Genomic DNA, 21,989 nt, shown 5'->3' with positions numbered 1-21,989 from the left:
GGCTTACGGTAGCCAGACCTCATCAAGGGATACCACTCAATCCTGGCATAACCAGGTAGCTGCATGTCGCAGCGCGACGACTCTTTTTCTCCACAGCAAAACGCCCGGCATTAACCGGGCGTTTTGTCATCGGGCTTCGTCCCGCACGCGCCTTTCCTTGCCTGGCACGAGCTCATTCTCATGGAATGCCTCCCGTTTTACGCCAAAACCATCATACCAGCGACACTCTACCATTCCGCTGGAATAACCGGTGACGATCATCCGGGGCCCCCCCTCTTTCACGGTAACTTCCTCACTGACAGAAAAGACCATACCTGCCTCCTGTATCAGATGAAACGTTTTCACCTTAGACGAGGATGGGCAATTTTGCATAATTCATTGTAGAAAATCAGTGCGAAACACCGCGAATTTTCGCCACACCTTTCACCAGCGCCACCACAATGGCGCCGATAATAAAGCCGAGCACCAGATTCAGCCCCGCAGGGATCGTATGCGCCATGAAAGCCCCCTGCTGCTGCGCAAAATGTTCAATGGCATGGTGTAGCGGCGCAATACCGTGTACGACAATCCCGCCGCCAACCAGAAACATCGCCAGCGTACCGACAATGGATAATGCTTTCATTAACCAGGGCGCGATAATCAGCAATCCTTTACCGACGCCCTGCGCCAGCACGCTACGCTTTTCCGCCAGCCAGTACCCCATATCATCCAGTTTGACAATAATACCCACCAGGCCATACACGCCAATGGTCACAATCAACGCAATCCCCGCCAGTACCAACACCTGATTAAGCAGCGGCGCCTGCGCGACAATCCCCAGGGTAATGGCCACAATTTCAGCGGAAAGAATGAAATCGGTACGGACCGCCCCTTTTACTTTATCTTTTTCAAAGGCCAAAGGATCTTGCGCAGCCAGCGCCTCAAGACGTTTTTGCCGCTCCGCCGGGTCTTCTTTGTGTTTTCGCGCCTCAAAGGTATGCAGGACTTTTTCTACCCCTTCAAAGCAGAGAAACGCGCCGCCTAACATTAATAAAGGCGTGATGGCCCACGGGATAAATGCGCTTATCAGCAGCGCCAACGGCACCAGAATAACCTTGTTGATTAATGATCCTTTCGCCACGCTCCATACCACTGGCAGCTCGCGATTAGCGCGAACGCCGGTCACCTGCTGCGCATTGAGCGACAGGTCGTCCCCCAGTACGCCCGCGGTTTTTTTCGCGGCCAATTTGCCCATTACCGAAATATCGTCCAGCAGCGTGGCGATATCGTCGAGTAATGTCAGTAAGCTACTTCCTGCCAAAATGATTTCCTCGGTCTTTTCTTCTAAGACGTTAAGTATGTAGCAAAACGCGCAATGCCGAAACCGGCGGCGCGGGTCAACGCCTTTTTATTCCAAAAGGACAATTATAATGCTCGCCAGCATAATAATTTTGACGTTTACTATATTCACCCTTTTTATTTCACCGTGAGTGATTATGCGTTTCCGGCAGTTATTACCTCTTTTTGGCGCGCTTTTTGCCTTGTACATCATTTGGGGGTCTACCTATTTTGTTATCCGCATAGGCGTTGAAAGCTGGCCGCCGCTGATGATGGCAGGCGTACGTTTTCTCTCGGCGGGGATGTTGCTCATGGCGTTTTTACTGTTGCGCGGCGAAAAACTTCCGCCGCTGCGCCAGACCATCAACGCCGCGCTGATTGGTCTACTGCTGCTGGCGGTGGGTAACGGTCTGGTGACGGTGGCGGAGCATCAAAACGTGCCATCGGGCATTGCTGCCGTCGTGGTCGCCACTGTCCCGCTATTTACGCTGTGCTTTAGCTACTTTTTTGGTATTAAAACGCGCAAATTAGAATGGGTGGGGATTGCCATTGGACTTGCCGGGATTATTCTGCTGAACAGCGGCGGCAACTTAAGCGGCAATCCGTGGGGCGCGATTTTGATCCTGATAGGTTCGATGAGCTGGGCATTTGGTTCCGTTTACGGCTCGCGCATCGCCCTTCCTGTGGGCATGATGGCGGGTGCGATTGAAATGCTGGCGGCGGGCGTGGTATTGCTTTGCGCGGCGTTTCTTTCCGGCGAAAAGCTCGCCACGCTGCCTGGTTTATCGGGGTTTATGGCCGTCGGCTACCTGGCGTTGTTCGGTTCTATTATCGCCATTAATGCCTATATGTACCTGATTCGCAACGTCAGTCCGGCGCTGGCGACCAGCTACGCCTACGTGAATCCGGTTGTCGCCGTGTTACTTGGCACCGGCCTGGGCGGTGAGAGGTTATCGCCCGTTGAATGGGCTGCGCTGGGTGTGATTGTGTTTGCCGTAGTGCTGGTGACTCTGGGTAAGTACCTGTTTCCCGCCAGGGCGGTGGTCACGCCGTGTAAAACGGAAGATTCACGCCAGTAGATGAATCCCCTGGGTGTCAATCTGCGCGCTGGCGCCGCCGCCGCAGATCCACTCTTCCAGGCGCTCCGCCAACGCCGCGTCGCTCAATTTCGCTCGCCCGCGCAAGGCGCACTCCCAGACGATCAGCACCCGCCAGCCAAGCGCCTGTAAACGCTGAATATCGCGCTCATCGCGCTCAACGTTCTTACCGATTTTTTCCAGCCAGAAAGCCGTTCGCGTGGCCGGTACTTTGAACAGATAACAGTGGTGATGATGCCAAAAGCAGCCGTGAGTAAAAATCACACAATCATAGTCATTCACCACAAAGTCCGGCTTGCCCGGTAATGTCGCGTCCTGAGTATGAAACGTAATCCCCTGCGCGCTTAGCAGGCCGGCAAGACGTTTTTCAATAGCCGTATCGCGGGTCGCTATCGCGCGCATATTTTTACTGCGCGTGGCTTTATCGTGAACGTCCGCCATCTACCGTCTCTCTCTGACGCAGCGTCACCGCCTGGTGAATTTTGGGTTCCAGCAGCTTTGCTACCGCGGCAAATACCGGCACCACCACGGAGTTGCCAAACTGGCGATAGGCCTGCGTATCCGAGACAGGTATCCTGAACTGGTACGTTTGCGGCGCCTCAAATCCCATTAAACGCGCGCACTCTCTCGGCGTGAGTCGGCGGGGACGATGTTGTTGGTTGCCAGCATCGTCGAAATTAACTTCGCCTTTCGCCATATCCCAACCACGATCGATCAGAATTTCGGCGCCATCTTTGTAGTAGCGAGCAGATAACGTGCGCGCCACACTTCCCGGATTATCAGGATAAACCATGCCATAGCCAAAACCGTTTCCCCGCGCCTGGTGCTTTTTCGCGTAGCGATATAAATATTTCCACAGCACCGGCGTCAGGATATATTTGGCTTCGACGACGGGCTCCAGCAGTTCTGCCAGCGTCGGACGGCGCGGTGGATAACAGCGGGCGATATTGCGTAACGTAAAATCGGTTTTCAGGTTTAAATCGCGACGGAATCCCACTAACACAATACGTTCCCGATGCTGAGGAAGAAAGTGCTGCCCGTCGATAATTTTCGGATCGTCCGGGCCATTGTCAGCGGCATCCGCCACGTCATATCCCAGTTCATCGAGCGTTTGCATAATAATGCGGAAGGTGTTGCCCTGGTCGTGACTTTTAAGGTTTTTCACGTTTTCCAGCACAAACAGCGCGGGGCGGCGAGCGTCGATAATTCTTACGACATCAAAAAATAACGTCCCCTGAGTCTCGCAGGCAAAGCCGTGGGCGCGGCCCAGCGCATTTTTCTTGGAAACGCCCGCCAGAGAAAATGGCTGACAGGGAAAGCCCGCCAGCAGGACATCATGTTGCGGAATATGCTGGCGAATGTGTTCCGCCGCCTCATCATCGCTGACCCCTTCCCGGTGGCTCAACGTGATATCGCGGATATCTTCATTAAAGCGATGTTGCAGCGGATCGCAAAAATAGTTCGCTTTATATGTCCGTACCGCGTGCTTATTCCATTCGCTGGTAAACACGCACTGTCCGCCTATCGCTTCAAATCCGCGGCGAATGCCGCCGATGCCCGCGAAGAGATCGATAAAACGAAAGGCGTAATGTGGATGATGCGCTGGCGGCGTCGGCAACCCTGTTTTAAGACAGGTGAGTTCATTGTCGCTCAAACGATGCCATGCCGCGTTCATCATTACGCGCTTTAAGATGGCCGGGCTCCAGTGCTGCTCGCCCAGGCCGTTAAGGTGCGCCACCAGCGTTTTAACATCGTAGATTTCCAGCAATTGACTCAGCATCGCCTGGATCTCGCTTCCGGCGTCGTCGGCGATGAGGTTCCGGGCGTGTGTTACTGAAATATTTTCCTGCATACATTTAACCGGCCAAAAATAATTGCCGACAGACTAACATAAAATGACGCGGTTTACGTTTCAGCGACAGGGGTTACTGATGCGTAGCAAACATCTGGATGACCGCCTCATCCCGTGTTTCATAGTCGCCTTTCAGCTCAGCGCTCAGTTTCGCCATGTACGACACCAGAAAATCCGCATTACGCTGCGCCAGGTACTTGCCCCGTTCGGTCTGCATCGTCAGCGGCAGTTTCAGCAGCTTGGTTTGAAAATGGTCGAGCGCGAATTGCTTATCGTTAAGAGGCCGTCTGTCGGCAAAGGGATCGTCGGCATCAAACAGCGCGACGCCCAGCGCGCCGGAGACCGCGAAGACCCGCGCCAGACCAATAGCGCCCAACGCCTCCAGCCTGTCTGCATCCTGCACGATTTTTGCCTCTGGCGTGGTGGGCGCAATTTTTGCGCTGAAACTATGCGCTTCGATAGCATGACAAATGCCCGCCAGTTTTTCTGCCGGAAAGTCAGGAAAATCCCGCAGAAAAATACGCCGGGTTTCTGCCGCCGACAGAATGGAAGAACGATGCCGCTGCGGATGATTTTTCGCCAGGCTGACGATGTCATGGAAATAACATGCCGATAGCACCACCAGCCAGTCGACAGGACTGTTTTCCCCCAGCGTTTGCGCGGTTGCCCAAACACGACGAAAATGGAAGATGTCATGGGCGGCATCCTGTTCCTGATGGTGGTGACGTAGCCAGTCTTCAAACTGCGATTGCCAGTATCCTGAGTCCATACGCCCTCTCTTTATAGCAGACCATTTTTATTACATGCCTGAGCACAGGGTTCGCTATCCTGACATATCCGCCACCACTTTACATCCCTGCTTACTTGCGCGTTTCTGGCTTAGTGTCGGCGGGATAAGCCCTGTTTTTGCGAGGCCGGGTATACCAGGCAATACTCCCCAGAATAAGCCAGACGACGCCCAGCGAAAGCGCGTTAAGCCATTTTTCCGTTGCGCTGCCAGGAGTGCTGATTGGGCCGAGAACCGGCTCGGTTTGTATGGCGGACATCAGCCACACGCAACGCGCCATCGCCCAGATGAAGTAGCCGCAAAAGGTATAAAAAACCCATAACGCTAATTTGCCACCCATGCTACGGGTGGCGTTGTCCTCCCTGGTACTCAAACTTTACTCCGCTTTTGTGATGTAAGTCATATGACATTAATTACATTATAATGTGACATTAGTCACATTTCGACCATAGAATACCTTATCCACCTGTTTTGGTTATTCATTCCACAAATAGTTTATTCTCAGTTAATGTTACGCCTGGCGCTGAACCTGCTGTTAAATAAGGGAATGGTGATTGAATCGCACTTTGATGCAGAATAACCCATAACCAGAACAACTTATTTTTACGCACCGCGATAGCGTTTTATTTTATTAGCATTAAGTGTCAGAATGATTCGGTTATTAGCCTTTTATCATTTATTTTATCATTACCCACATTACCGGCATTTATGCCGGTTTTTTTTATGTTTTTTCATAATCAAAGCATCAAATACATATAAAAAACAAATTATATTCACACCAACAACCATCAAATCAAAACACATAACCCATTGATAAAAAATGATAATTATAGAATATATATTCTTAGTTACTTATATAGTCTTTATTATAAAAAACCAAATAGAAACAAATTGAAATATTTTAAATACCTTTGTTACATGTTATTTTTTAAATTCCATGAACTTCATAGAATAGTATCAATTTGTAGTTTTGTTGAAGTGGCTACATATTCATATAAATTATTATCATAAGGGAATACATAATGAACAGAAAAGTTCTGGCACTGCTTGTCCCGGCGTTATTAGTGGCAGGCGCAGCAAATGCGGCTGAAGTTTATAATAAAAATGGCAACAAACTCGACCTGTACGGCAAAGTTGATGGTCTGCGTTACTTCTCTGACAATGCAGGCGACGACGGCGATAAGTCCTACGCCCGTATTGGCTTTAAGGGTGAGACGCAAATCAACGATATGCTGACCGGCTATGGTCAGTGGGAATACAACATGCAGGCGAGTGGCACTGAAGGTAACAGGGATACGTCCTGGACTCGTCTGGGCTTTGCCGGTTTGAAATTCGGCGAGTACGGCTCTTTCGATTATGGCCGTAACTATGGTGTTATCTACGACGTTGAAGCCTGGACCGATGTGCTGCCGGAATTCGGCGGCGACTCTTACACCCAGACAGATGTATATATGCTTCAGCGTGCTAACGGCCTGGCCACCTATCGTAACACCGACTTCTTCGGCCTGGTGGAAGGCTGGAACTTCGCGCTGCAATACCAGGGTAATAATGAAAGTGGCAATAACGGATTTGGCCAGGAAGGCTCCGGTAATGGAACTAGCCGCGGTATAGATAAAGAAAACGGTGACGGTTTCGGCATCTCTACCTCTTATGATTTTGACTTCGGGTTGAGCCTGGGGGCTGCTTATTCAAGTTCTGACCGTACCGATGCCCAAGTAGGTAATGGATATGGTGATGGTCATCGTTACTATGGCAACAATGATGCCGGCGGTGAAACTGCCGAAGCCTGGACCGTAGGTGTCAAATATGACGCCTATAACGTATACCTGGCGGCGATGTACTCTGAAACCCGCAATATGACCTCTTATGGAGACAGCGACTATCACTCTGCAGACGGTAAGTTGGGTGGCGGCGGTATCGCTAACAAAACCCAGAACTTTGAAGTGGTTGCACAGTATCAGTTCGATTTCGGTCTGCGTCCGTCCATCGCCTACTTGCAGTCTAAGGGCAAAGATTTAGGCGGCCAGGATATGGATAGCCATGGTAACTATCGTTACACCGACAAAGATCTGGTTAAATATGTTGACGTCGGTATGACTTACTACTTCAACAAAAATATGTCCACCTACGTTGATTATAAAATCAACCTGCTGGACGAAGATGATGACTTCTACGCAAACAACGGTATTGCAACCGATGATATCGTAGGTGTTGGTCTGGTCTACCAGTTCTAAGACGCTTTATGTTATTCAAGCCCGTGCTTAGCGCGGGCTTGTTATTATAGGGCAAGAATTAAATAACGGATAACGGCGCAAAGACAGGTGACCTGGTTTCATCGGATAGATGAGGACAATTTCGCTCTTTTCAGGCGCTGTCTGCAAGAGAAATAACACTTTTGGGGAAAGGAAAATGCCACTATAGATGATGGATGCCAGCGTCTATAGATGATAATCATCCGGGCATAAAAAAAGCTCCTGTACGGAGCTGATATGAATTATTTTCTAAAATCTGGCGGAACCTGTCCTGAGCGAATGTATAATCCAACATTATCAAAAGTGATCATGGTTGACTTACAAAAAATACATTTCGCGCCAAATGGGTTTTGCTCAGTAACATCAAATGTCGATGTTCTGTATTGTGAACCATGGCAACATGGACACCGGAAGTGAATTTTATTAGTAATATCAGATACCTTAAAGCGCCACAACGTTGACCGCTGATGGACCTTTTGGTCCCTGCTCTACTGAAAACTCCACTTCCTGATTTTCATTCAGAGTGCGGAATTCATTACTTTGAATGGCGGAAAAATGCACAAACACATCTTTGCTGCCATCTTTAGGCGTAATGAAACCAAAGCCCTTTTCAGGGTTAAACCATTTTACTAAACCAGTGATTTTCGTCGTCATAATATTGTTACCTTTTGAATGAGCCCTTGGGCAAAATGGCCTGAAGAAAATTATCAGAGAGAAAAAAACCTAAAGGAGATCTCAAGAGGAACAAATGATGAGAAATATTACAATCACTACTTCAGATAAGTTTGTATCAAACCGCACAACCATTAACGCATGGTTAACTGAACATAGCAAGCTTTAGTTTTGTTAAAAAAATATTAATTGTTTTTTAGCATTATCACGCTGATTGCCATACTCTTTTTATCCATGTCCGTCGCTACGGCTGAAACCTGGCGTAAATAAGTTACGTCTCACAACGCCTACCTGGCAATAAACGCGCCACATTTACTTATGTCGTAAACCAGGATACATGCGCATCATCGTGAGAGGTTCCTGTGATCTCGTGCGACCAGTTTATAAGGGTGGTCAAGCAGAGAATTAGTGTGTTCATTATGTTTACAGGCAAGCCATAATAACCGCGACAGCGGCGTTGAAATCTGTGTTGATGGCTTAGTCTGAGAGGAATAAAACCGGCTGATGAATGACTCAAGATGCTACATTTTTACAACGAAACAGGCATCTCCTGGAAAATGATAGACAGGAAAGTAATCTTTCTTTGTTCTGTCGAACTGTATTTTATTGATTTCGTCATGGCAAAGGCTTGCTTTATCTACCGGAATTAATTGTAACTGCTGAAAAATCTTTTGCTCCAGAGACTGACATTCAAAAACCTGAAAAATATTACTTCCATCACTGACAAGAACGCCACAATAGATATTACACTGCCCGCTCTCTGGTAGCGGTAGATTCAGTGAATGCGCCAGTAATCGTTGCAGCATAACATATTCATAGCCTAGTAATGGTGTATCCATTATATGACTGGGTGGAGAGATGTAATCACCTTCAGTTTTCACCCTCCAGCTATTGCTCATAAAATGATATCACTGTTCAGGTAACAGAGTCGATTAACTGGATCATCCTTTCCCTTCATTAAAAATATTTTATTTTTTCTGGTCTTAATCCGTCGAAAGATCACCGGAGACTGAAAATAGATGGATAGCGTAAGGTGCCCATAGAGCGCATAACGCCATATTTCACTGGCTGTAAACTCTTCATTAGCTTGCTTTTTAAAATATTAACGGCTTCATAAATCGTTACCCGGACCGGCATGACGGAATTGTTACTGTGATAAGGAACCGAACTCATATCACATTCTTCTTTATTTATCTTCCAGAGGGACTCAATATCATCGTCAGTTATTACAAACAGAAACACCACTGCCAAATAAAAATCAAATACTAAAATTGATACCAGACACATTAACAATAATCAGGAAATATCAAAATAGAGCATTTCATTTGATTTATGAATACAAAACAATTCTCCTGAAATTATCAATAACAGGATATAATAAAAACAACAATCAGAATCTTTTAATTACATCGCCATCCAATACACACTTCAGGAAAACATATGAAAATCTGTTCAGTGATTTATTTATGCACAACAATATTTTTATTGAGCGCCTGTGTGCGTTCCCCCATTGACGCAAAGAAAAAGGACATCTCCAGAACGGAAAGCAGTATCAGTAAAAATACGGCCAGTCAGTTAACAGATAAAGATATCTTTGGTAACGAGACCACACTTGCCGTTTCAGAAGAAGATATCCAGGCCGCACTGGAAGGTGAGAAATTCAGCGTACCGCTGAATTCTGCCGTCATTCTGGTTCAGTCTGGTAATCGCGCACCGGAAGCTATTATGCAGCAGGAAATGAGCAAGTATTATACTGTTTCGACGTTCTCTGGCATCCCGGACAGACAAAAGACTGTGACCTGCAGTAAAGACAAAATTAAAGACGGAAATCAGGACATTGCTACTGCCGAAAATATGAACTGGATGCAGGCGCTGCGCTATGTTGCCGCGAAAGGACATCAGAAAGCCATTATCGTTTATCAGGATACGTTGCAGTCTGGCAAATATGACGCCATGACAAAAAACACCGTCTGGTCAGATTTTAAAAATGAAAAACTGACCGACAGCGTATCGTTGCGTTATCTGGTGCGTTTCACCTTAGTGGACGTGGCTACGGGCGAATGGGCCACCTGGTCGCCACTCAACTATGAAAATACAGTACTTCCACCGCAGCCGGGGAAAAAAGATTCCGCAGAGGCAACTACAGAACAGCAGATTTCGCAGCTCAGGCAAAGAACCTATGCGTCAATGGTGAAAGATCTGGTGAACCGCTACCAGTAAAGGAGTGTTAGAAATTCTGTGTCATTCCAGTAATATACAATCAAAAAGGAATGACACATGTCCCAGCCCTTCGATTTCGACAAAGCACTTAAAGCCCTTCAGTCCGGTCAGGCATTAACGGGCAAAGTTGGTATCTTAACTCCATTAATCAAGCAGTTAACCGAGGCAGTCCTGTCTGCTGAGCTTGACTCCCATCTGGCTCAGGATGTGGAAGCGAACCGTAAAAATGGTTCCGGCAAAAAGACCATTAAAGCCCCGACAGGCAGTTTTGAACTGACAACCCCGCGCGATCGTAACGGTACTTTTGAGCCACAACTGGTGAAGAAGCATCAGACCACGCTGTCCGACAAGATCATTCGCCTGTTTGCACTGGGGATGAGTTATCAGGACATCAGTCGGGAGATTGAAGAGCTTTATGCCTTCAGCGTTTCAACCGCCACCATCAGTGCGGTAACCGACAAAGTCATCCCTGAACTAAAACAGTAGCAACAACGCCCACTGGAGAAGGTTTACCCCTTCGTCTGGCTGGACGCTATTCATTATAAAATCCGGGAGGATGGCCGTTACCAGAACAAGGCGGTTTATACCGTGCTGGCGCTGAATCTGGAAGGCAAAAAGGAAGTTCTGGGCCTGTATCTGTCGGAAAGCGAAGGGGCGAACTTCTGGCTGTCGGTATTAAGCGACCTGCAAAACCGAGGCATGGAAGATATCCTGATTGCCTGCGTGGACAGGGCAAGATTACGAAACCCCGCACCCCGCAAGGACTGACGCGAGGTACTCTCTGTCCATCGCCGCTCTTCTCATCTTTCTTCTCAGCCCTGCTTTGAATTCCTTGTTTTCCGTCAAAATATTTACCGCTATATGTCTTATGCCAGAAAATAATTCCGCTGCATTTCCTCTTCTTATTCTGCAATCATCTTCGTTCATCGCCACGTCTAAACGCCAGTGCAATTTATTTTCCACATCCCAATGACTTCTCATCGCACTGGCAAATTTCTCTGCTGTTAAATCCGCTGAGCTTATATAATATCTCACCAGCATTTCTGGTTCTTTCTTTCCGCTATCTTTCTCTGAACGAAAAGATACCGCCACACATAGTTTTTTTAAACCTTTCCATTCAAATGTAAAATCAATTAACTCATCAGGAACATCGCTGACAATATGAAGCCGGGTTTCTTCTCTTCCATGTCCCTTTTCGGTTGTGGCATAACTGTCATACTTTGGATTATTTAGTTCTTTTAACGGAAATTTTTCTTCAAACGCTTTTTGCAATCGTCCCTGATTACCTTTTACTGAAAATAAATAGTCACCTTCCTGATGATGTATCTTTTCAGCAATATCTTTCTGGCATCCCATTGCATCCGTTGTAATCAGTTTCCCTTTGATATCAAGCATGTTAAGCAGTTCTGGTATTGCAGTAATCTCATTGGATTTCTCATTGGTTTTTATCTGTCCCAGTACAAGACCGTTCATTGTGGAAAACGCACTTATTACATGAATCGCCCCCCGGCGACGGCTTTTATCGTAAGAGTGTCGAAGTGTTTTTCCATCAATAGCAATAATATCACCATCATCTGAAGAGTGACAATCTCGCATCCAGTTAATAAAACATTCATGGAATTTTCTAGGACTTATGCAGGATATAACTCTGGCAATGGTATCATGAACCGGAATGCCATTTTCAAAATCACCATATTCTTTTAAAAATTCTATATGGGCCTCGCCAAAATCCTGGATATCTTCCCAACCCTCAGCACCAGAAATGACAGCACAGATTGTCAAAAGCAGAATGTCTGATAATTTATGCTCTACTTCCAGGGTTGTCTGTAATCAGGGATAATTGAAATATGTGCCATTAATTTTTCAAGATTCATAATCTGTTCTCCTTATTTTCCAGGAGATATTTGATCATATGTAAAGTCAGAAGGACAGTTGCACTGGATAAGGATTAGCTTAATTTTTAAACAAAAAAATGCTGATTTATTAGTACAAAAAACATACTTCTGATGTTCTTTCCCTGGTATGCACCCCGGTCAGGCGCCCGCTCTCGCTGTAGCGGTACTCCCTCGTCTGCTGCGGCCCGCTGATGCGTACCAGCCTGCCGCCCTCATCGTAACCGTACTCCCGGTTTAGCTGCGGATGGTTCACACGGAGTCTACTTTTTACAACCCGGTACTGGACTTTCAATTTGAAGTGATATTTCAGCAAAGAAAAATCTGCGATACTTTCGATTACATTTTAAATATTCACAATGTAAAACCAGTCATTTCACTTTAAGAAAAAAAGTGCATTTATACATTCTGATAAATATTATCAAGCAGAACCATCAGATATTTAATAGAACATCTCACCAGGGGTGGTGGAGTCTATTTTCGCGATATTTTCACAACAACCATATTTTATAAAAAAACTTTTCACCTGAATATAATTATAAAATTTCCGACAGCAGGCGGAGGTTATACTGCACCTCCCTGCCGTCTGTTACTGCCATTCTCCCTGCGCTCACCACCATGGCTCTTTACCACAGCAGCCGGGGTTGTTTGGGACCGACTTCCGACAGCAGATCCCGGTGGGCCTGCCACCATCTCTTCATAAGCTTATGCTTATTACATGCAAAACGTCCCGTTTTGCATCTTTGTGCCTACGGCACATCGTGATCTTGCCCTACGGTTCACCGCCACCGACCTGATGACGTTTTCCACCTAGTTGTTATCCTAGAGATCGCGGTAAGATTCGTCCTGTGGATTTATCACCTCTGTCAGTTGCAGCGTGTCTTTATCGTAACGGTACGACCTATTTATATTTAACTTCATTTACTGACATACATACACGTTATTAGGTATTGGTTCTGAATTATCTTTAACTAAAGAGCAACATCCTGGGATAATTGAGATAAATTCAAAACGTTTTCTCCTGATTGCAGTCATACATGCTGCCCCTTCCTTTTTACCATTATATGTTAAGGATGGGTCTGCTCCATTTTCAAGAAGCATCTTGACAAAATCCATATTATTTTTCCATATAGCTGTTTGAAGTATAGTCATTTTTGTCAAATCTATTGCATTCACATTTGCTCCACGAGAAATGAGGAAACTGGCTATCTCCTGATGTTTTTTAGTACCGTAATATGCTGCTATCATTAACGGTGTCTCGTGATATCTGCCAGTAATTCCATTTACATCCGTTTTTGCTTGATTTACAAGAAAATAAACTGCTTCAGTATTAGCATGTGTTACCGCCACACTTAACGCGTTGTTTCTTTCCGGAATTGTTACTGACTTACATTGTTCTACATAATCAAATTTACATTGGAAATCATTCAAGCATTTCTCACAGAAAAACCATCGTTCCTTTAACTCATCTACAGATGCAATAGAACCTGCTATTAAGCTTAATCGAAAGTCATGTTGGTTATCATCTCCATATAAATCACATACAGCCATAATATATGCCAATATAAATACAACCACTAATCTCAAGGACATGGTTACACCTTTTTATTATTCGGCACCAGCTTGTGCATCATTATAAGCACCTTTACCGAAGGTCCCCACTGCGACCCGATAAGCAGCAGAAGTAATTAAACATTGAGTATAAATATCATTATATCGTGGATCTTCACTTTTCAGTACACCACATGCTAACGCAATGTCATTGCCTAAATTAACATCACAAGTTGTTTTATCACTGCCTTTAGTCGCATAGCATTTATCATGATTTCGACAGGCATCCATGAAACTAACCCCCCATAATCCATCAGGAACAAACCAGTCGGATCCCTCTGAACCACAACCATATCCCCATGGCTGCCCATCAGGTCGTGTTGATTTAGGAGTTGTTTCGCTATCATTAGGTGGCATTGGATCACTGAAAAATTCAGAGAAGATCTCTCCCTCATCCACCTCATCTAATCCAAGAGGATCGATTCCTTGCATCGGATTTAATGGATACTTATACAGGTTCCATCCCCCCATCAACCCTATCGGATCCTGTGTGATGTATCGCCCCTGCCCCGGATTGTAATACCGGTACCGGTTGTAATACAGCCCCGACTCCTCATCGTACTGCTGGCCCGGTAGCCGTATCAGTTGCTCCAGGTGCTCAGGGTTTTCCTCACCCGACAAATTTCCCCATTCATCATACTCCCCGCGCCACGCCACCGTGTTGTCCGGGGTAATCAGCGCCAGTGGCAGTCCACGCTGGTCGCAGTGGTAAAGATGAATTTTCCTTTGGGGTGTGTACTCCGGCTCCAGTTGCCCCGCCATCTGCTCCGGCGTCAGCCCGCATCCCGCCAGCCACGCCCGGCTCTCTTCACTTACCGTGTTACGCCTCAGCTCACCCTCCAGCCTGTCCAGCATCGCCGTCAGCGCCGCCGGAAGCTGTACCGCCTGGCCCTCCTCACTTCCCTCCTGCGACAGCTTCTCCGCCAGGCTGCGGTGCTGTGCCTTCGCCTGTTCAGCCGCATCTGTTTCGATGCGCACCAGCGGCGTAAAACTCCCCGGCGCATACACCGTCTGGATGCGGCTCTGTCCGGTCTGGATGGTCGTCAGCCTGTCTCCCTCCCAGCCGTACCACGTCACATACGGCCTGCGCGACAGCTCCATCTGCGTGTCGCTCCAGTGAACCAGCTCCCGCTTCCATACCCGCTTACCCACCCGGCGGCCCAGCGGGTCATACACATACCGCCCCTCCGCCTGCGTTTCTCCGTGCTGCGTGCGCACATAGTGGACCAGCCGGTGCTGGTTATCGTATTCGTACCGGTGTGTACGTTCGTCGTTCATCCGTATCACCACCCCTTCCGGGATGCGGTCCGTTTTCTCCGTCAGCCTGCCGTATTTGTCGTAGCGGTACAGGTACTGCATATCTTCCGTGATGCGGTTATCCGCCCATACTGTGGCACCCGTGTCGGGGTAAAACTCCGGGTCCGGCAGCCGGTTCCCCGCCGGGTCCGTGGCATACGGAAGGGTGATGTCCAGATTCTCGGCACTGGTATGCACCCCGGTCAGGCGTCCGCTCCCGCTGTAGCGGTACTCCCTCGTCTGCTGCGGCCCGCTGATGCGTACCAGCCTGCCGCCCTTATCGTAACCGTACTCCCGGTTGAGCTGTGGCAGCGTCAGGTGCTGACCATGAAGCTGACCGCCCGGTGTGTATGTTGTGGTCAGTTCATAAGCACCCGCTTCTGGTGCTGCGCCCGCGCCGAACCGCCGCAACACCTCACGGTGCAGCCTGTCACGCGTGTACTCCAGCAACGGCATATCGCCCAGCTTCATCCCCGCCAGATAACCACTCCCGTACGTCAGCCACTCCACCGGCGGCAGGTTATCCGGCTTAAACCGGTTCGCCAGCCCCTGCTCACTGTACCCCTGTAGCGTCTCATGCTGCCATAACAGTTCATTTGTCTGCGGGTCCGTTACCGTCTGCCGCTCGCGGATAAGACGGCCTTTATTATCGTAGCCGTAATGCACCGCCACACGCTGTCCTTCACTGAGGTGACTCAGCTCCGTCAGCCAGCCCTGTTCGTTATACTGCCAGCGTTCAGCCTCCAGGCCGTTGACTGTGCGGTGCGTCAGCCGGTCTGACGCATCGTAGTGCCAGTGTGTGACCAGGTCCTCATCCTCGCTGCGGATAAGCTGCCCCGTCACGTCATAACCGTACCGCTGTACCCGTCCGTCAAAACCCGTCTGTTGTGTGAGACGGTCCAGCATATCCCAGGTAAATGCGCTGTGGCTGCCGTTCTCGTTGGTCAGTTGCGTCACACGGCCCGCAGCGTCATATTCCATCCGCCGCGTCAGCCCGCCCTGTGTGGTACTGAGCGCCTTGCCCCACCCGTCGTACTGCGTTTCAGTGCGGCTCCCGTCCGGGCCGATTAACGTGATGAGATCGCCTGCGTCGTTATAGTCATAGCGGGTTTCACGGCCCTGGCTGTCCCTGACGGCAGTTAACTGTCCCCGGCGGTTATAGCTGCGGTAGATGCTCTGCCCTTCCTCACGATGAATTGCCGTCATCTGACCGAACCGGTCATATTCATACTTCGTCTCATACCCCGAACAGTCCGTGAACGCCACCATCTGCCCGTAGCGGTTCCAGGTCACTGACTTACTGCTGCCGGTGGCGTCCTGTATCCCGGACGGTAATTCACTGTCCGGTCTGTCATAACTGTACCGCGTCGTCTCACCGGTACGCGATGTCTCCGCCGTCAGCCTGCCTTTATCATCATACTCCCGCGTGCTCCGCAGCCCGTCCGGGTACGTCGTGGACGTTAACTGCCGCTGGCTGTTATAGCCATAGCGTACCGTCCTCCCGTCCGGCCCCGTCACCGCCGTCACCATACCCGATGCCATGTGCAGGCTGTACTCCATCCTTCTCCCTGCCGCGTCCGTCTGCGCTTTCAGCCTCCCCGCCGGGTCGTACTCGCTGCGCGTCACGCTCCCGTCAGCCGACACCTTCATCACCACCCGTTTCAGCCCGCCTTCACCTTCCGTGTGCAGCACTTCGCGCCGTCCCAGGCTGTCCGTGATGGTGACGCGACTCTTCTCATAATCGTAGCGGTAGCTTAAGCCCTCCGGGTTAAGCTGCTCCGTGACACGCCCTGTCTCATCATAACGGTAGCGCATCTGCGGCCTGCCTGCATACCGGTGGCCCGTCATCCGCCCCGGATGGTCCGCGTCATACAGGAAGCGGCGCACCTCCACACCCCCACGATCATACACGGCGGCAAGCTCTCCGCCCGGCGTGTACTCATAGCGCGACAGCATTGCCGGCTCCTGGTCGCCCTCAGCGTCCGGCTCATGCGTCAGCCATACCTGCGAGAGGCGAATACCGTTATCCGTGCCGTACTCCGTGGCGGGCAGCGTCTCAGGGTATGCCGGTGCGGCGGGTAAACCCGCCCCACGTGCCGCCTCCGCACGCTGCGCCTGCGTGGTCAGCACCAGATGAAAGCGCCGTCCCGCACCGTCCGTCACCCCGGTGACATTCCCGGACAGTTCACCCTCTGCGGCGCGGTGATACGTCAGCGTCCGTCCGTAGCTGTCCGCCAGCCCCGTCAGCACACGGTACGGCGGCAGCGGCGCGGGCAACGCCTCATCCGCACCCGGTACCCGCTCCGCCCACCCCAGCACCCACCACGGCCCCTGTATACTGTTCGTTGCCAGGTACGTGTTCGGGCTTAACCGTATCTCTTCCGGCAGTGCCTGCCAGAGGTCATGCAGCGGGTTGCTTTTATCCGGCATAAGCACCCCGCACCGCGCCAGCCAGAACGACTCGCTGCGACTGTATGACGACTCACCCGGCGACAGTGGCTCAAAGTGAATGCTCCGGCCTCCGTTGTCGTTCAGTATCAGCGCCCGCTCACAAATCTGTAAGCGCATATCGGCAGCCATCTTCCAGCCAGGACCGAACAGCCCCGATGGCGCGGGCGTCTTCGTCCGGTAACTGCTGTAGGCGCGGCTAAGGATGAACGCCAGCGGGCCGGGCAGCGCAAAATCCGTCTCACCGGGTAGTACCTTTGCTCCCAGCAGCGGGTTTACCGGATGACCTTTCACCTCTTCTATCGGGCTGTTAGGACACACCGAGCACGCCACGCCCGTCGGCGCGCCTATCAGCACCCCTGCCGACCCCTGGACAATCGGGCCTCCGTATTTCGTCATATCGCCCATCCGGGCCGCCGGTTTTCCGCTCATACCTTACTCCTTAATGTCCTTCTTCTTTTTTATCCCGTCATACCACTGCCTGGTTGATCGCTCACCGATCAGAACTTCCTCATATCCGGCATCTTCGGCTCCGGCGAGTCATCCTTCGGCGCATCCGGCACGGTTTCTGTTGCGCCGCAGTTCCAGTTGATCGTCAGCGCATCACCATTGACGCTTTCCGCACCTTCCAGATCAATTTTCGTTCCGTTAAGGAAAATTTTTCCGTCCTTCGTCATTACCAGCCGGGCTTTACCGCAGCGAAGCTCCAGATGTTCACCCGCAGAATAAATCGCTGTCTGCCCGGCATTGTCTGACCTTGTTTTCCCCACCGAGAAGGTGACTTTGTTCCCCACATTAACGCTGTACCCCATCCCCACCATCAGCGATTTATGCAGGCCCACCTGTGAAGACTGCATCATGGCCACTGAGGTGTTCATAATGGCGCCCACCGTAGTCTGGTACACCACGCCCACATTCAGGGCGCGGAGGAGTCCCACCGTTTCAATCTGGTTTGTCCCCACCTTGATCACCTGATTGCTGCCCACTTTCTCCACCTGGTTGACGCCAACGTTCTGGATCTGGTTGACGCCGATGGTCTGTATCTGGTTATTGGTGACAGCGATCACCTGGTTATTGCCAATGGTTTCAGCATGGTTATTCGTCACATCGGTGGTGCGGTTGTGCAGCACCTCGGTATTCATGTTCTTCTGCGCGTGGATATACACCCGCTCCTTCCCTGTCGCATCATCAAACATGAGTTCGTTAAACCCGCTGCCTTTATAGGTTTTCGAGCGGATGGTCATCTGCGTTTTGGTGCCCGGCAGGCTACCCGGCGAGCGGTTTTCCTGGTGGTAGGTGCGCCCCATGATGATGGGCTGGTCCGGGTCGCCGTTGAGGAAGTCCACTATCACTTCCTGCCCCACGCGCGGTATCGCCAGGTTGCCGAACCCCGGCCCCGCCCACGCCTGTACCACCCGTATCCAGCACGAGCTGTCCTGGTTCGCCGGGTTATACCGGTCCCAGTTAAATTTCACCCGCACACGGCCATGTTCGTCGCAGAAGATTTCCTCCCCGGCCGGGCCGGTGACCACCGCCGACTGCGGGCCGTCCACTGACGGTTTGGATAACGGGCGTGGCCGCCACGTCCTGTCTGCCGGAATGACCGTAAAATGATTATCCAGCGTTGTCCCGGAACCTGAGCGCCCCGCCGCCGCCTGCGGCTGGCTGCCGTGTAAATCACTGCTCACCACCTGCCATTCCCGGTTCAGGCCCGCCTGCGGATGTTCCGTCAGCTGAATACGCCGCCCCGGCCATATCGCCGGCGAACGGCTTCTCCCCTGCGCCACTTCGGCATTATTACGCCAGCCCTCCATCTGCCAGCGGGTGAAGTTCTGACCGTGGCCGTCCTTGAAGCGCCCCGGATAGTCAAACACCTCGTACTGCGTGCGCTGGTAATCCTGATGTTCACCCTGATGCTCAAAGCGGCCTGCCCAGCCGGGGCGTTTGAAGGTGTAGTCCTTGCCAATGACAGAAGAGGGGCGGATTTGTGCGCTGTGGCGGAACTGGCTGATGCACGGCGTGCTCACCTCGGTGCGGGTGTTCGGGTTCCAGGGGATTTCAAACGCTTCCGGCAGAAAACGCACCGTGTCGCACAGCACCAGGCTCTGGTCGTCGCTGGTCTGCGCATGTTCCTCGTAAAAGAAAATACCTTCCTCCGCCGCCATCCGCGCCAGAAAGTCGTAATCCGTTTCGCTGTACTGCACGCAAAACTCCCGCGCCGGATGCGCCTCACTGAACAGCGGGCTCCACTCCGTCACGCCGTTTTCCTGCAGTATCGTCCCGAGAATGCTTTTTATGTCTTCGTTCTGGAAAATACGCGAGTTCTGCCGCAGCGCGGCGCGCCACACCGGCGGGCGAACTTTCATGCTGTACAGCATCTGGTGTCCGTCGTTTTCCCCCTGTTCAAACCAGGTCACGATGCCGTTCACCCGGCGCTGTATCTCCGTGCCCTGCCAGATTTTCAGGTGCGCCGGTTTTTCCAGTACCTGAGAGAAGTCAATATTAAGAAGTTGCTGGCTGACCAGCGAGATATCGAGGGAAAATAACGTGGAAAGGGACTGGCTCAGGTGAAAGGACTCCACGACCAGCGCATCCGGTGGCAGGCCGTCCACCTCCAGTGTGAAACGTAATCCTGTTGACATGAATAACCTCATGAATTAACGGGGAAAAGAAACCGCCTGCCGGACTGCGGCGAATGACAGTACAGTGTTACGCCTGCCTCCGGGCACGCTACCGCCGAAGTATCCGGCGTCCGCCATCTCCCGTAATAAAAACGTAACCCCTTACTGGCACTACTTTTTTTACCTCCGTCTCCGGGCAAAAACAGCACCCTGCCCGTCAGGGCGGGATGCTGTTGATTCCGTTTTACGCTTCCAGCGGCGCGCGCCAGTCATCCGCGCCAGAGGTGCCGGATTTGACGTGTTCCCACTCGATTTTGCGGTAGGCCAGCGAGACTTCGAGCAACTGCGTGAATTCGCGCTTTGCCGGGTCCTGACAGTGCGGCATATGCAGTTTCATATCCACAATCGTTGAGTCCGTCAGGCGGGTGGTGAAGTAATGCTCCTGCTTGCCTTCAACGGAAGTACGCCACCAGTGCAGTTCGGTTTTCGGCAGCATTTCACCGGACGCCAGCGCGTTGTACAGCAGCGGTACGGCTTTGTTCAGCGCCACGGTAAAAATGAACGGCTTGTGCGAACGCTGGCCGCTCGGCTGCCCGGACTGTGGATCGGTGGGTACGGTCACGTTATGCAGAAATTCCTGTACCAGCATTTCATCTTCGTGGCCCTGCACGTAGATGTTGCCGACAGAATCTGCGGTGAATGCACCAGCGGTGATATTGCCCTGGGTTTGCCCCGTAATTGAGATGTAACACGGTGTTGGCATTTATAAACTCCTTGTTAACGATTAATGACACTTACATACATCTGCAGAAAGATATCCGACAGATAAAAATATGTGGATTACATTAAAAATCCTGTAGCTTAAGCTCTCTTCATATAGCAAGCTGAATCGTACAATCTGAGACTAAAAAGCATTCACATGATGACTAAATTACATGCCAACATATTCACATGATAATATATCAGCATTTATTTTTATAAAATAAGGACGATACTTACTCATGAATAAATATTATATCCATTCTTTTTTTCACCATCACCATCTTCGTAAACCTCATTCACCATGCCATTTCATTAATGATGAATGAAAAGTGTACGAATAAATATAGATAGCATTTACCCAATACATGATTAAATAAAAAATACATATATATCAATCAACTAAAAAAAACAAAACACCATTCATTAAAATATCTTTTAAGATATTCCTTATAAAAACAATGTCATCCAAAAATAACCACAAAAGAAGAATACTCCTGTATTCCATTTTGAAAAAGTGCTTCTCAAAAAATTTTCTGCGCGTAAAATGATTACCAGGTTTTTTATTACACGGCATTCCATAGTCTGTACGGAGATGCAAAAAAACATAACGTAACCTGATGGATGATCTCTATGAGCAAAGATTATAACGGCAGCGTGGCACCCAAAGAACGCATTAATATTTCTTACATTCCAAAAACGGACGGTGAGCCTTCTGAGGTGGAATTACCCCTTAATATGTTGATAGTGGGGGATACCGGAAACTCACAGGAAACAGCGCCACTTGACGAACGCCAGATGGTTTCCATCGATAAGCATTCATTCAACTCAGTGATGTCTGAGGCATCCATCAGTCTGAATTTTGCGGTTCCGGCAAAGCTGGAGGATGACGCGAAAGAGAGTGACGAGATGAATGTCGCGCTGGAGATCAAATCTCTGGACGATTTTTCACCGGACAACGTGGCAAGACAGGTGCCGGAAGTTAAAAAATTGCTGGAGTTGCGCGAAGCGCTGACGGCCTTAAAAGGCCCGCTCGGCAATCTTCCGGCGTTCCGCGCCCAGCTCCAGGCCATGCTGGAAGATGAAGAATCCCGCGAGCAGTTACTCCGGGAAATCAGCCAGGCAGAAGGCAAATAGTTGCGATCTGGCCACGGGTGCCGGTCAG

The 21,989-nt window shown here is 50.1% G+C and carries 18 protein-coding genes and 3 pseudogenes; 5 read left to right on the top strand and 16 right to left on the bottom strand.

Annotated features, from left to right (window positions below; all coding sequences use genetic code 11):
* Positions 1-126: 126 nt before the first annotated feature.
* Together ACLD3P_RS08755 and ACLD3P_RS08750 are read right to left on the bottom strand one after the other, a co-directional pair.
* Positions 127-312 (bottom strand): YodC family protein, encoded by a 186-nt coding sequence (locus ACLD3P_RS08755; RefSeq protein WP_000232161.1) that lies wholly within the window; start codon positions 310-312, stop codon positions 127-129.
* A gap of 76 nt (positions 313-388) precedes the next feature.
* On the bottom strand, positions 389-1,306 hold the full coding sequence (locus tag ACLD3P_RS08750) for a DUF808 domain-containing protein (protein WP_086013476.1): 918 nt from the start codon (positions 1,304-1,306) through the stop codon (positions 389-391).
* A 169-nt stretch (positions 1,307-1,475) separates the two neighbouring features.
* Here ACLD3P_RS08750 and yedA point away from each other — a divergent pair, with 169 nt between their 5' ends.
* Positions 1,476-2,396 carry a drug/metabolite exporter YedA gene (yedA, locus tag ACLD3P_RS08745; protein ID WP_001212263.1) on the top strand — a complete coding sequence of 307 codons (921 nt, stop codon included), beginning with the start codon at positions 1,476-1,478 and terminating at the stop codon, positions 2,394-2,396.
* On the opposite strand, the gene ACLD3P_RS08740 is transcribed toward yedA, so the two are convergent.
* The 4 genes from ACLD3P_RS08740 to drpB form a co-directional block, all read right to left on the bottom strand.
* Positions 2,385-2,855 (bottom strand): very short patch repair endonuclease, encoded by a 471-nt coding sequence (locus tag ACLD3P_RS08740; protein WP_000785978.1) that lies wholly within the window; start codon positions 2,853-2,855, stop codon positions 2,385-2,387. The genes yedA and ACLD3P_RS08740 overlap by 12 nt on opposite strands.
* Entirely contained in the window at positions 2,836-4,266 is a 1,431-nt protein-coding gene (locus ACLD3P_RS08735) for a DNA cytosine methyltransferase (RefSeq protein WP_001157316.1), read from the bottom strand. The genes ACLD3P_RS08740 and ACLD3P_RS08735 overlap by 20 nt, the downstream gene beginning before the upstream one ends.
* Positions 4,267-4,339: 73 nt before the next feature.
* Positions 4,340-5,035 (bottom strand): phosphohydrolase, encoded by a 696-nt coding sequence (locus ACLD3P_RS08730; protein WP_131046129.1) that lies wholly within the window; start codon positions 5,033-5,035, stop codon positions 4,340-4,342.
* A 91-nt stretch (positions 5,036-5,126) separates the two neighbouring features.
* A complete protein-coding gene (gene drpB, locus ACLD3P_RS08725) occupies positions 5,127-5,426 on the bottom strand; it encodes a cell division protein DrpB (RefSeq protein ID WP_000107430.1) in 300 nt (99 codons plus the stop codon).
* Positions 5,427-6,075: 649 nt separating this feature from the next.
* Between drpB and ompC the strand changes: the two genes are divergently transcribed.
* Positions 6,076-7,287 (top strand): porin OmpC, encoded by a 1,212-nt coding sequence (ompC, locus tag ACLD3P_RS08720; RefSeq protein ID WP_079982661.1) that lies wholly within the window; start codon positions 6,076-6,078, stop codon positions 7,285-7,287.
* 260 nt (positions 7,288-7,547) lie between these two features.
* Here ompC and ACLD3P_RS08715 read toward each other — a convergent pair whose 3' ends face one another.
* The 3 genes from ACLD3P_RS08715 to ACLD3P_RS08705 form a co-directional block, all read right to left on the bottom strand.
* Positions 7,548-7,736, bottom strand: a complete 189-nt coding sequence (locus ACLD3P_RS08715; protein ID WP_024131109.1) for a hypothetical protein — start codon at positions 7,734-7,736, stop codon at positions 7,548-7,550.
* A gap of 10 nt (positions 7,737-7,746) precedes the next feature.
* Positions 7,747-7,959: a cold shock domain-containing protein gene (locus ACLD3P_RS08710; RefSeq protein WP_000208509.1), complete on the bottom strand. Its 213-nt coding sequence runs from the start codon at positions 7,957-7,959 to the stop codon at positions 7,747-7,749.
* A gap of 539 nt (positions 7,960-8,498) precedes the next feature.
* A complete protein-coding gene (locus tag ACLD3P_RS08705; RefSeq protein WP_131046133.1) occupies positions 8,499-8,876 on the bottom strand; it encodes a hypothetical protein in 378 nt (125 codons plus the stop codon).
* Between the two features lie 541 nt (positions 8,877-9,417).
* Here ACLD3P_RS08705 and ACLD3P_RS08700 point away from each other — a divergent pair.
* Both ACLD3P_RS08700 and ACLD3P_RS08695 read left to right on the top strand, forming a co-directional pair.
* Positions 9,418-10,197 (top strand): hypothetical protein, encoded by a 780-nt coding sequence (locus ACLD3P_RS08700; protein WP_000686702.1) that lies wholly within the window; start codon positions 9,418-9,420, stop codon positions 10,195-10,197.
* Positions 10,198-10,254: 57 nt separating this feature from the next.
* Positions 10,255-10,926, top strand: a pseudogene (locus ACLD3P_RS08695) (transposase); the annotation flags it as partial.
* Positions 10,927-10,935: 9 nt separating this feature from the next.
* Here ACLD3P_RS08695 and ACLD3P_RS08690 read toward each other — a convergent pair.
* From ACLD3P_RS08690 to ACLD3P_RS08660, 7 genes and pseudogenes are all read right to left on the bottom strand, one after another.
* Positions 10,936-12,071, bottom strand: a pseudogene (locus tag ACLD3P_RS08690) (ISAs1 family transposase).
* An 852-nt stretch (positions 12,072-12,923) separates the two neighbouring features.
* Positions 12,924-12,986, bottom strand: a pseudogene (locus ACLD3P_RS08685) (hypothetical protein); the annotation flags it as partial.
* A 24-nt stretch (positions 12,987-13,010) separates the two neighbouring features.
* Entirely contained in the window at positions 13,011-13,682 is a 672-nt protein-coding gene (locus ACLD3P_RS08680; RefSeq protein WP_000058650.1) for an ankyrin repeat domain-containing protein, read from the bottom strand.
* A 15-nt stretch (positions 13,683-13,697) separates the two neighbouring features.
* Complete coding sequence (locus tag ACLD3P_RS08675; RefSeq protein WP_411006594.1) at positions 13,698-17,876, bottom strand: RHS element core protein; 4,179 nt, start codon at positions 17,874-17,876, stop codon at positions 13,698-13,700.
* A 68-nt stretch (positions 17,877-17,944) separates the two neighbouring features.
* Positions 17,945-20,086, bottom strand: a complete 2,142-nt coding sequence (locus tag ACLD3P_RS08670; protein WP_131046135.1) for a type VI secretion system tip protein VgrG — start codon at positions 20,084-20,086, stop codon at positions 17,945-17,947.
* Positions 20,087-20,309: 223 nt separating this feature from the next.
* On the bottom strand, positions 20,310-20,828 hold the full coding sequence (locus ACLD3P_RS08665; RefSeq protein WP_001142966.1) for an Hcp family type VI secretion system effector: 519 nt from the start codon (positions 20,826-20,828) through the stop codon (positions 20,310-20,312).
* A gap of 390 nt (positions 20,829-21,218) precedes the next feature.
* Positions 21,219-21,401: a hypothetical protein gene (locus ACLD3P_RS08660; protein ID WP_131046137.1), complete on the bottom strand. Its 183-nt coding sequence runs from the start codon at positions 21,399-21,401 to the stop codon at positions 21,219-21,221.
* 56 nt (positions 21,402-21,457) lie between these two features.
* On the opposite strand from ACLD3P_RS08660, the gene tssB reads away from it, so the two are divergent.
* Complete coding sequence (gene tssB, locus ACLD3P_RS08655) at positions 21,458-21,961, top strand: type VI secretion system contractile sheath small subunit (protein WP_411006595.1); 504 nt, start codon at positions 21,458-21,460, stop codon at positions 21,959-21,961.
* Positions 21,962-21,989: the final 28 nt, after the last annotated feature.

Origin of the sequence: Salmonella sp. 741265073_HBA, assembly GCF_046569105.1 — a bacterium.
Classification (GTDB): Bacteria; Pseudomonadota; Gammaproteobacteria; order Enterobacterales; family Enterobacteriaceae; genus Salmonella; species Salmonella enterica.
This window is presented reverse-complemented; position numbering and strand designations above follow the sequence as displayed.

What these genes read in the sequence shown, in the direction of transcription:
- ompC (WP_079982661.1), top strand. Translation starts at nt 6,076, where the DNA reads ATGAACAGAAAAGTTCTGGCACTGCTTGTCCCGGCGTTATTAGTGGCA.
- ACLD3P_RS08670 (WP_131046135.1), bottom strand. Translation starts at nt 20,086, where the DNA reads ATGTCAACAGGATTACGTTTCACACTGGAGGTGGACGGCCTGCCACCG.
- ACLD3P_RS08680 (WP_000058650.1), bottom strand. Translation starts at nt 13,682, where the DNA reads ATGTCCTTGAGATTAGTGGTTGTATTTATATTGGCATATATTATGGCT.
- ACLD3P_RS08740 (WP_000785978.1), bottom strand. Translation starts at nt 2,855, where the DNA reads ATGGCGGACGTTCACGATAAAGCCACGCGCAGTAAAAATATGCGCGCG.
- tssB (WP_411006595.1), top strand. Translation starts at nt 21,458, where the DNA reads ATGAGCAAAGATTATAACGGCAGCGTGGCACCCAAAGAACGCATTAAT.
- ACLD3P_RS08710 (WP_000208509.1), bottom strand. Translation starts at nt 7,959, where the DNA reads ATGACGACGAAAATCACTGGTTTAGTAAAATGGTTTAACCCTGAAAAG.
- ACLD3P_RS08735 (WP_001157316.1), bottom strand. Translation starts at nt 4,266, where the DNA reads ATGCAGGAAAATATTTCAGTAACACACGCCCGGAACCTCATCGCCGAC.
- ACLD3P_RS08730 (WP_131046129.1), bottom strand. Translation starts at nt 5,035, where the DNA reads ATGGACTCAGGATACTGGCAATCGCAGTTTGAAGACTGGCTACGTCAC.
- yedA (WP_001212263.1), top strand. Translation starts at nt 1,476, where the DNA reads ATGCGTTTCCGGCAGTTATTACCTCTTTTTGGCGCGCTTTTTGCCTTG.
- ACLD3P_RS08705 (WP_131046133.1), bottom strand. Translation starts at nt 8,876, where the DNA reads ATGAGCAATAGCTGGAGGGTGAAAACTGAAGGTGATTACATCTCTCCA.
- ACLD3P_RS08660 (WP_131046137.1), bottom strand. Translation starts at nt 21,401, where the DNA reads ATGCCGTGTAATAAAAAACCTGGTAATCATTTTACGCGCAGAAAATTT.
- ACLD3P_RS08665 (WP_001142966.1), bottom strand. Translation starts at nt 20,828, where the DNA reads ATGCCAACACCGTGTTACATCTCAATTACGGGGCAAACCCAGGGCAAT.
- ACLD3P_RS08755 (WP_000232161.1), bottom strand. Translation starts at nt 312, where the DNA reads ATGGTCTTTTCTGTCAGTGAGGAAGTTACCGTGAAAGAGGGGGGGCCC.
- ACLD3P_RS08700 (WP_000686702.1), top strand. Translation starts at nt 9,418, where the DNA reads ATGAAAATCTGTTCAGTGATTTATTTATGCACAACAATATTTTTATTG.
- ACLD3P_RS08675 (WP_411006594.1), bottom strand. Translation starts at nt 17,876, where the DNA reads ATGAGCGGAAAACCGGCGGCCCGGATGGGCGATATGACGAAATACGGA.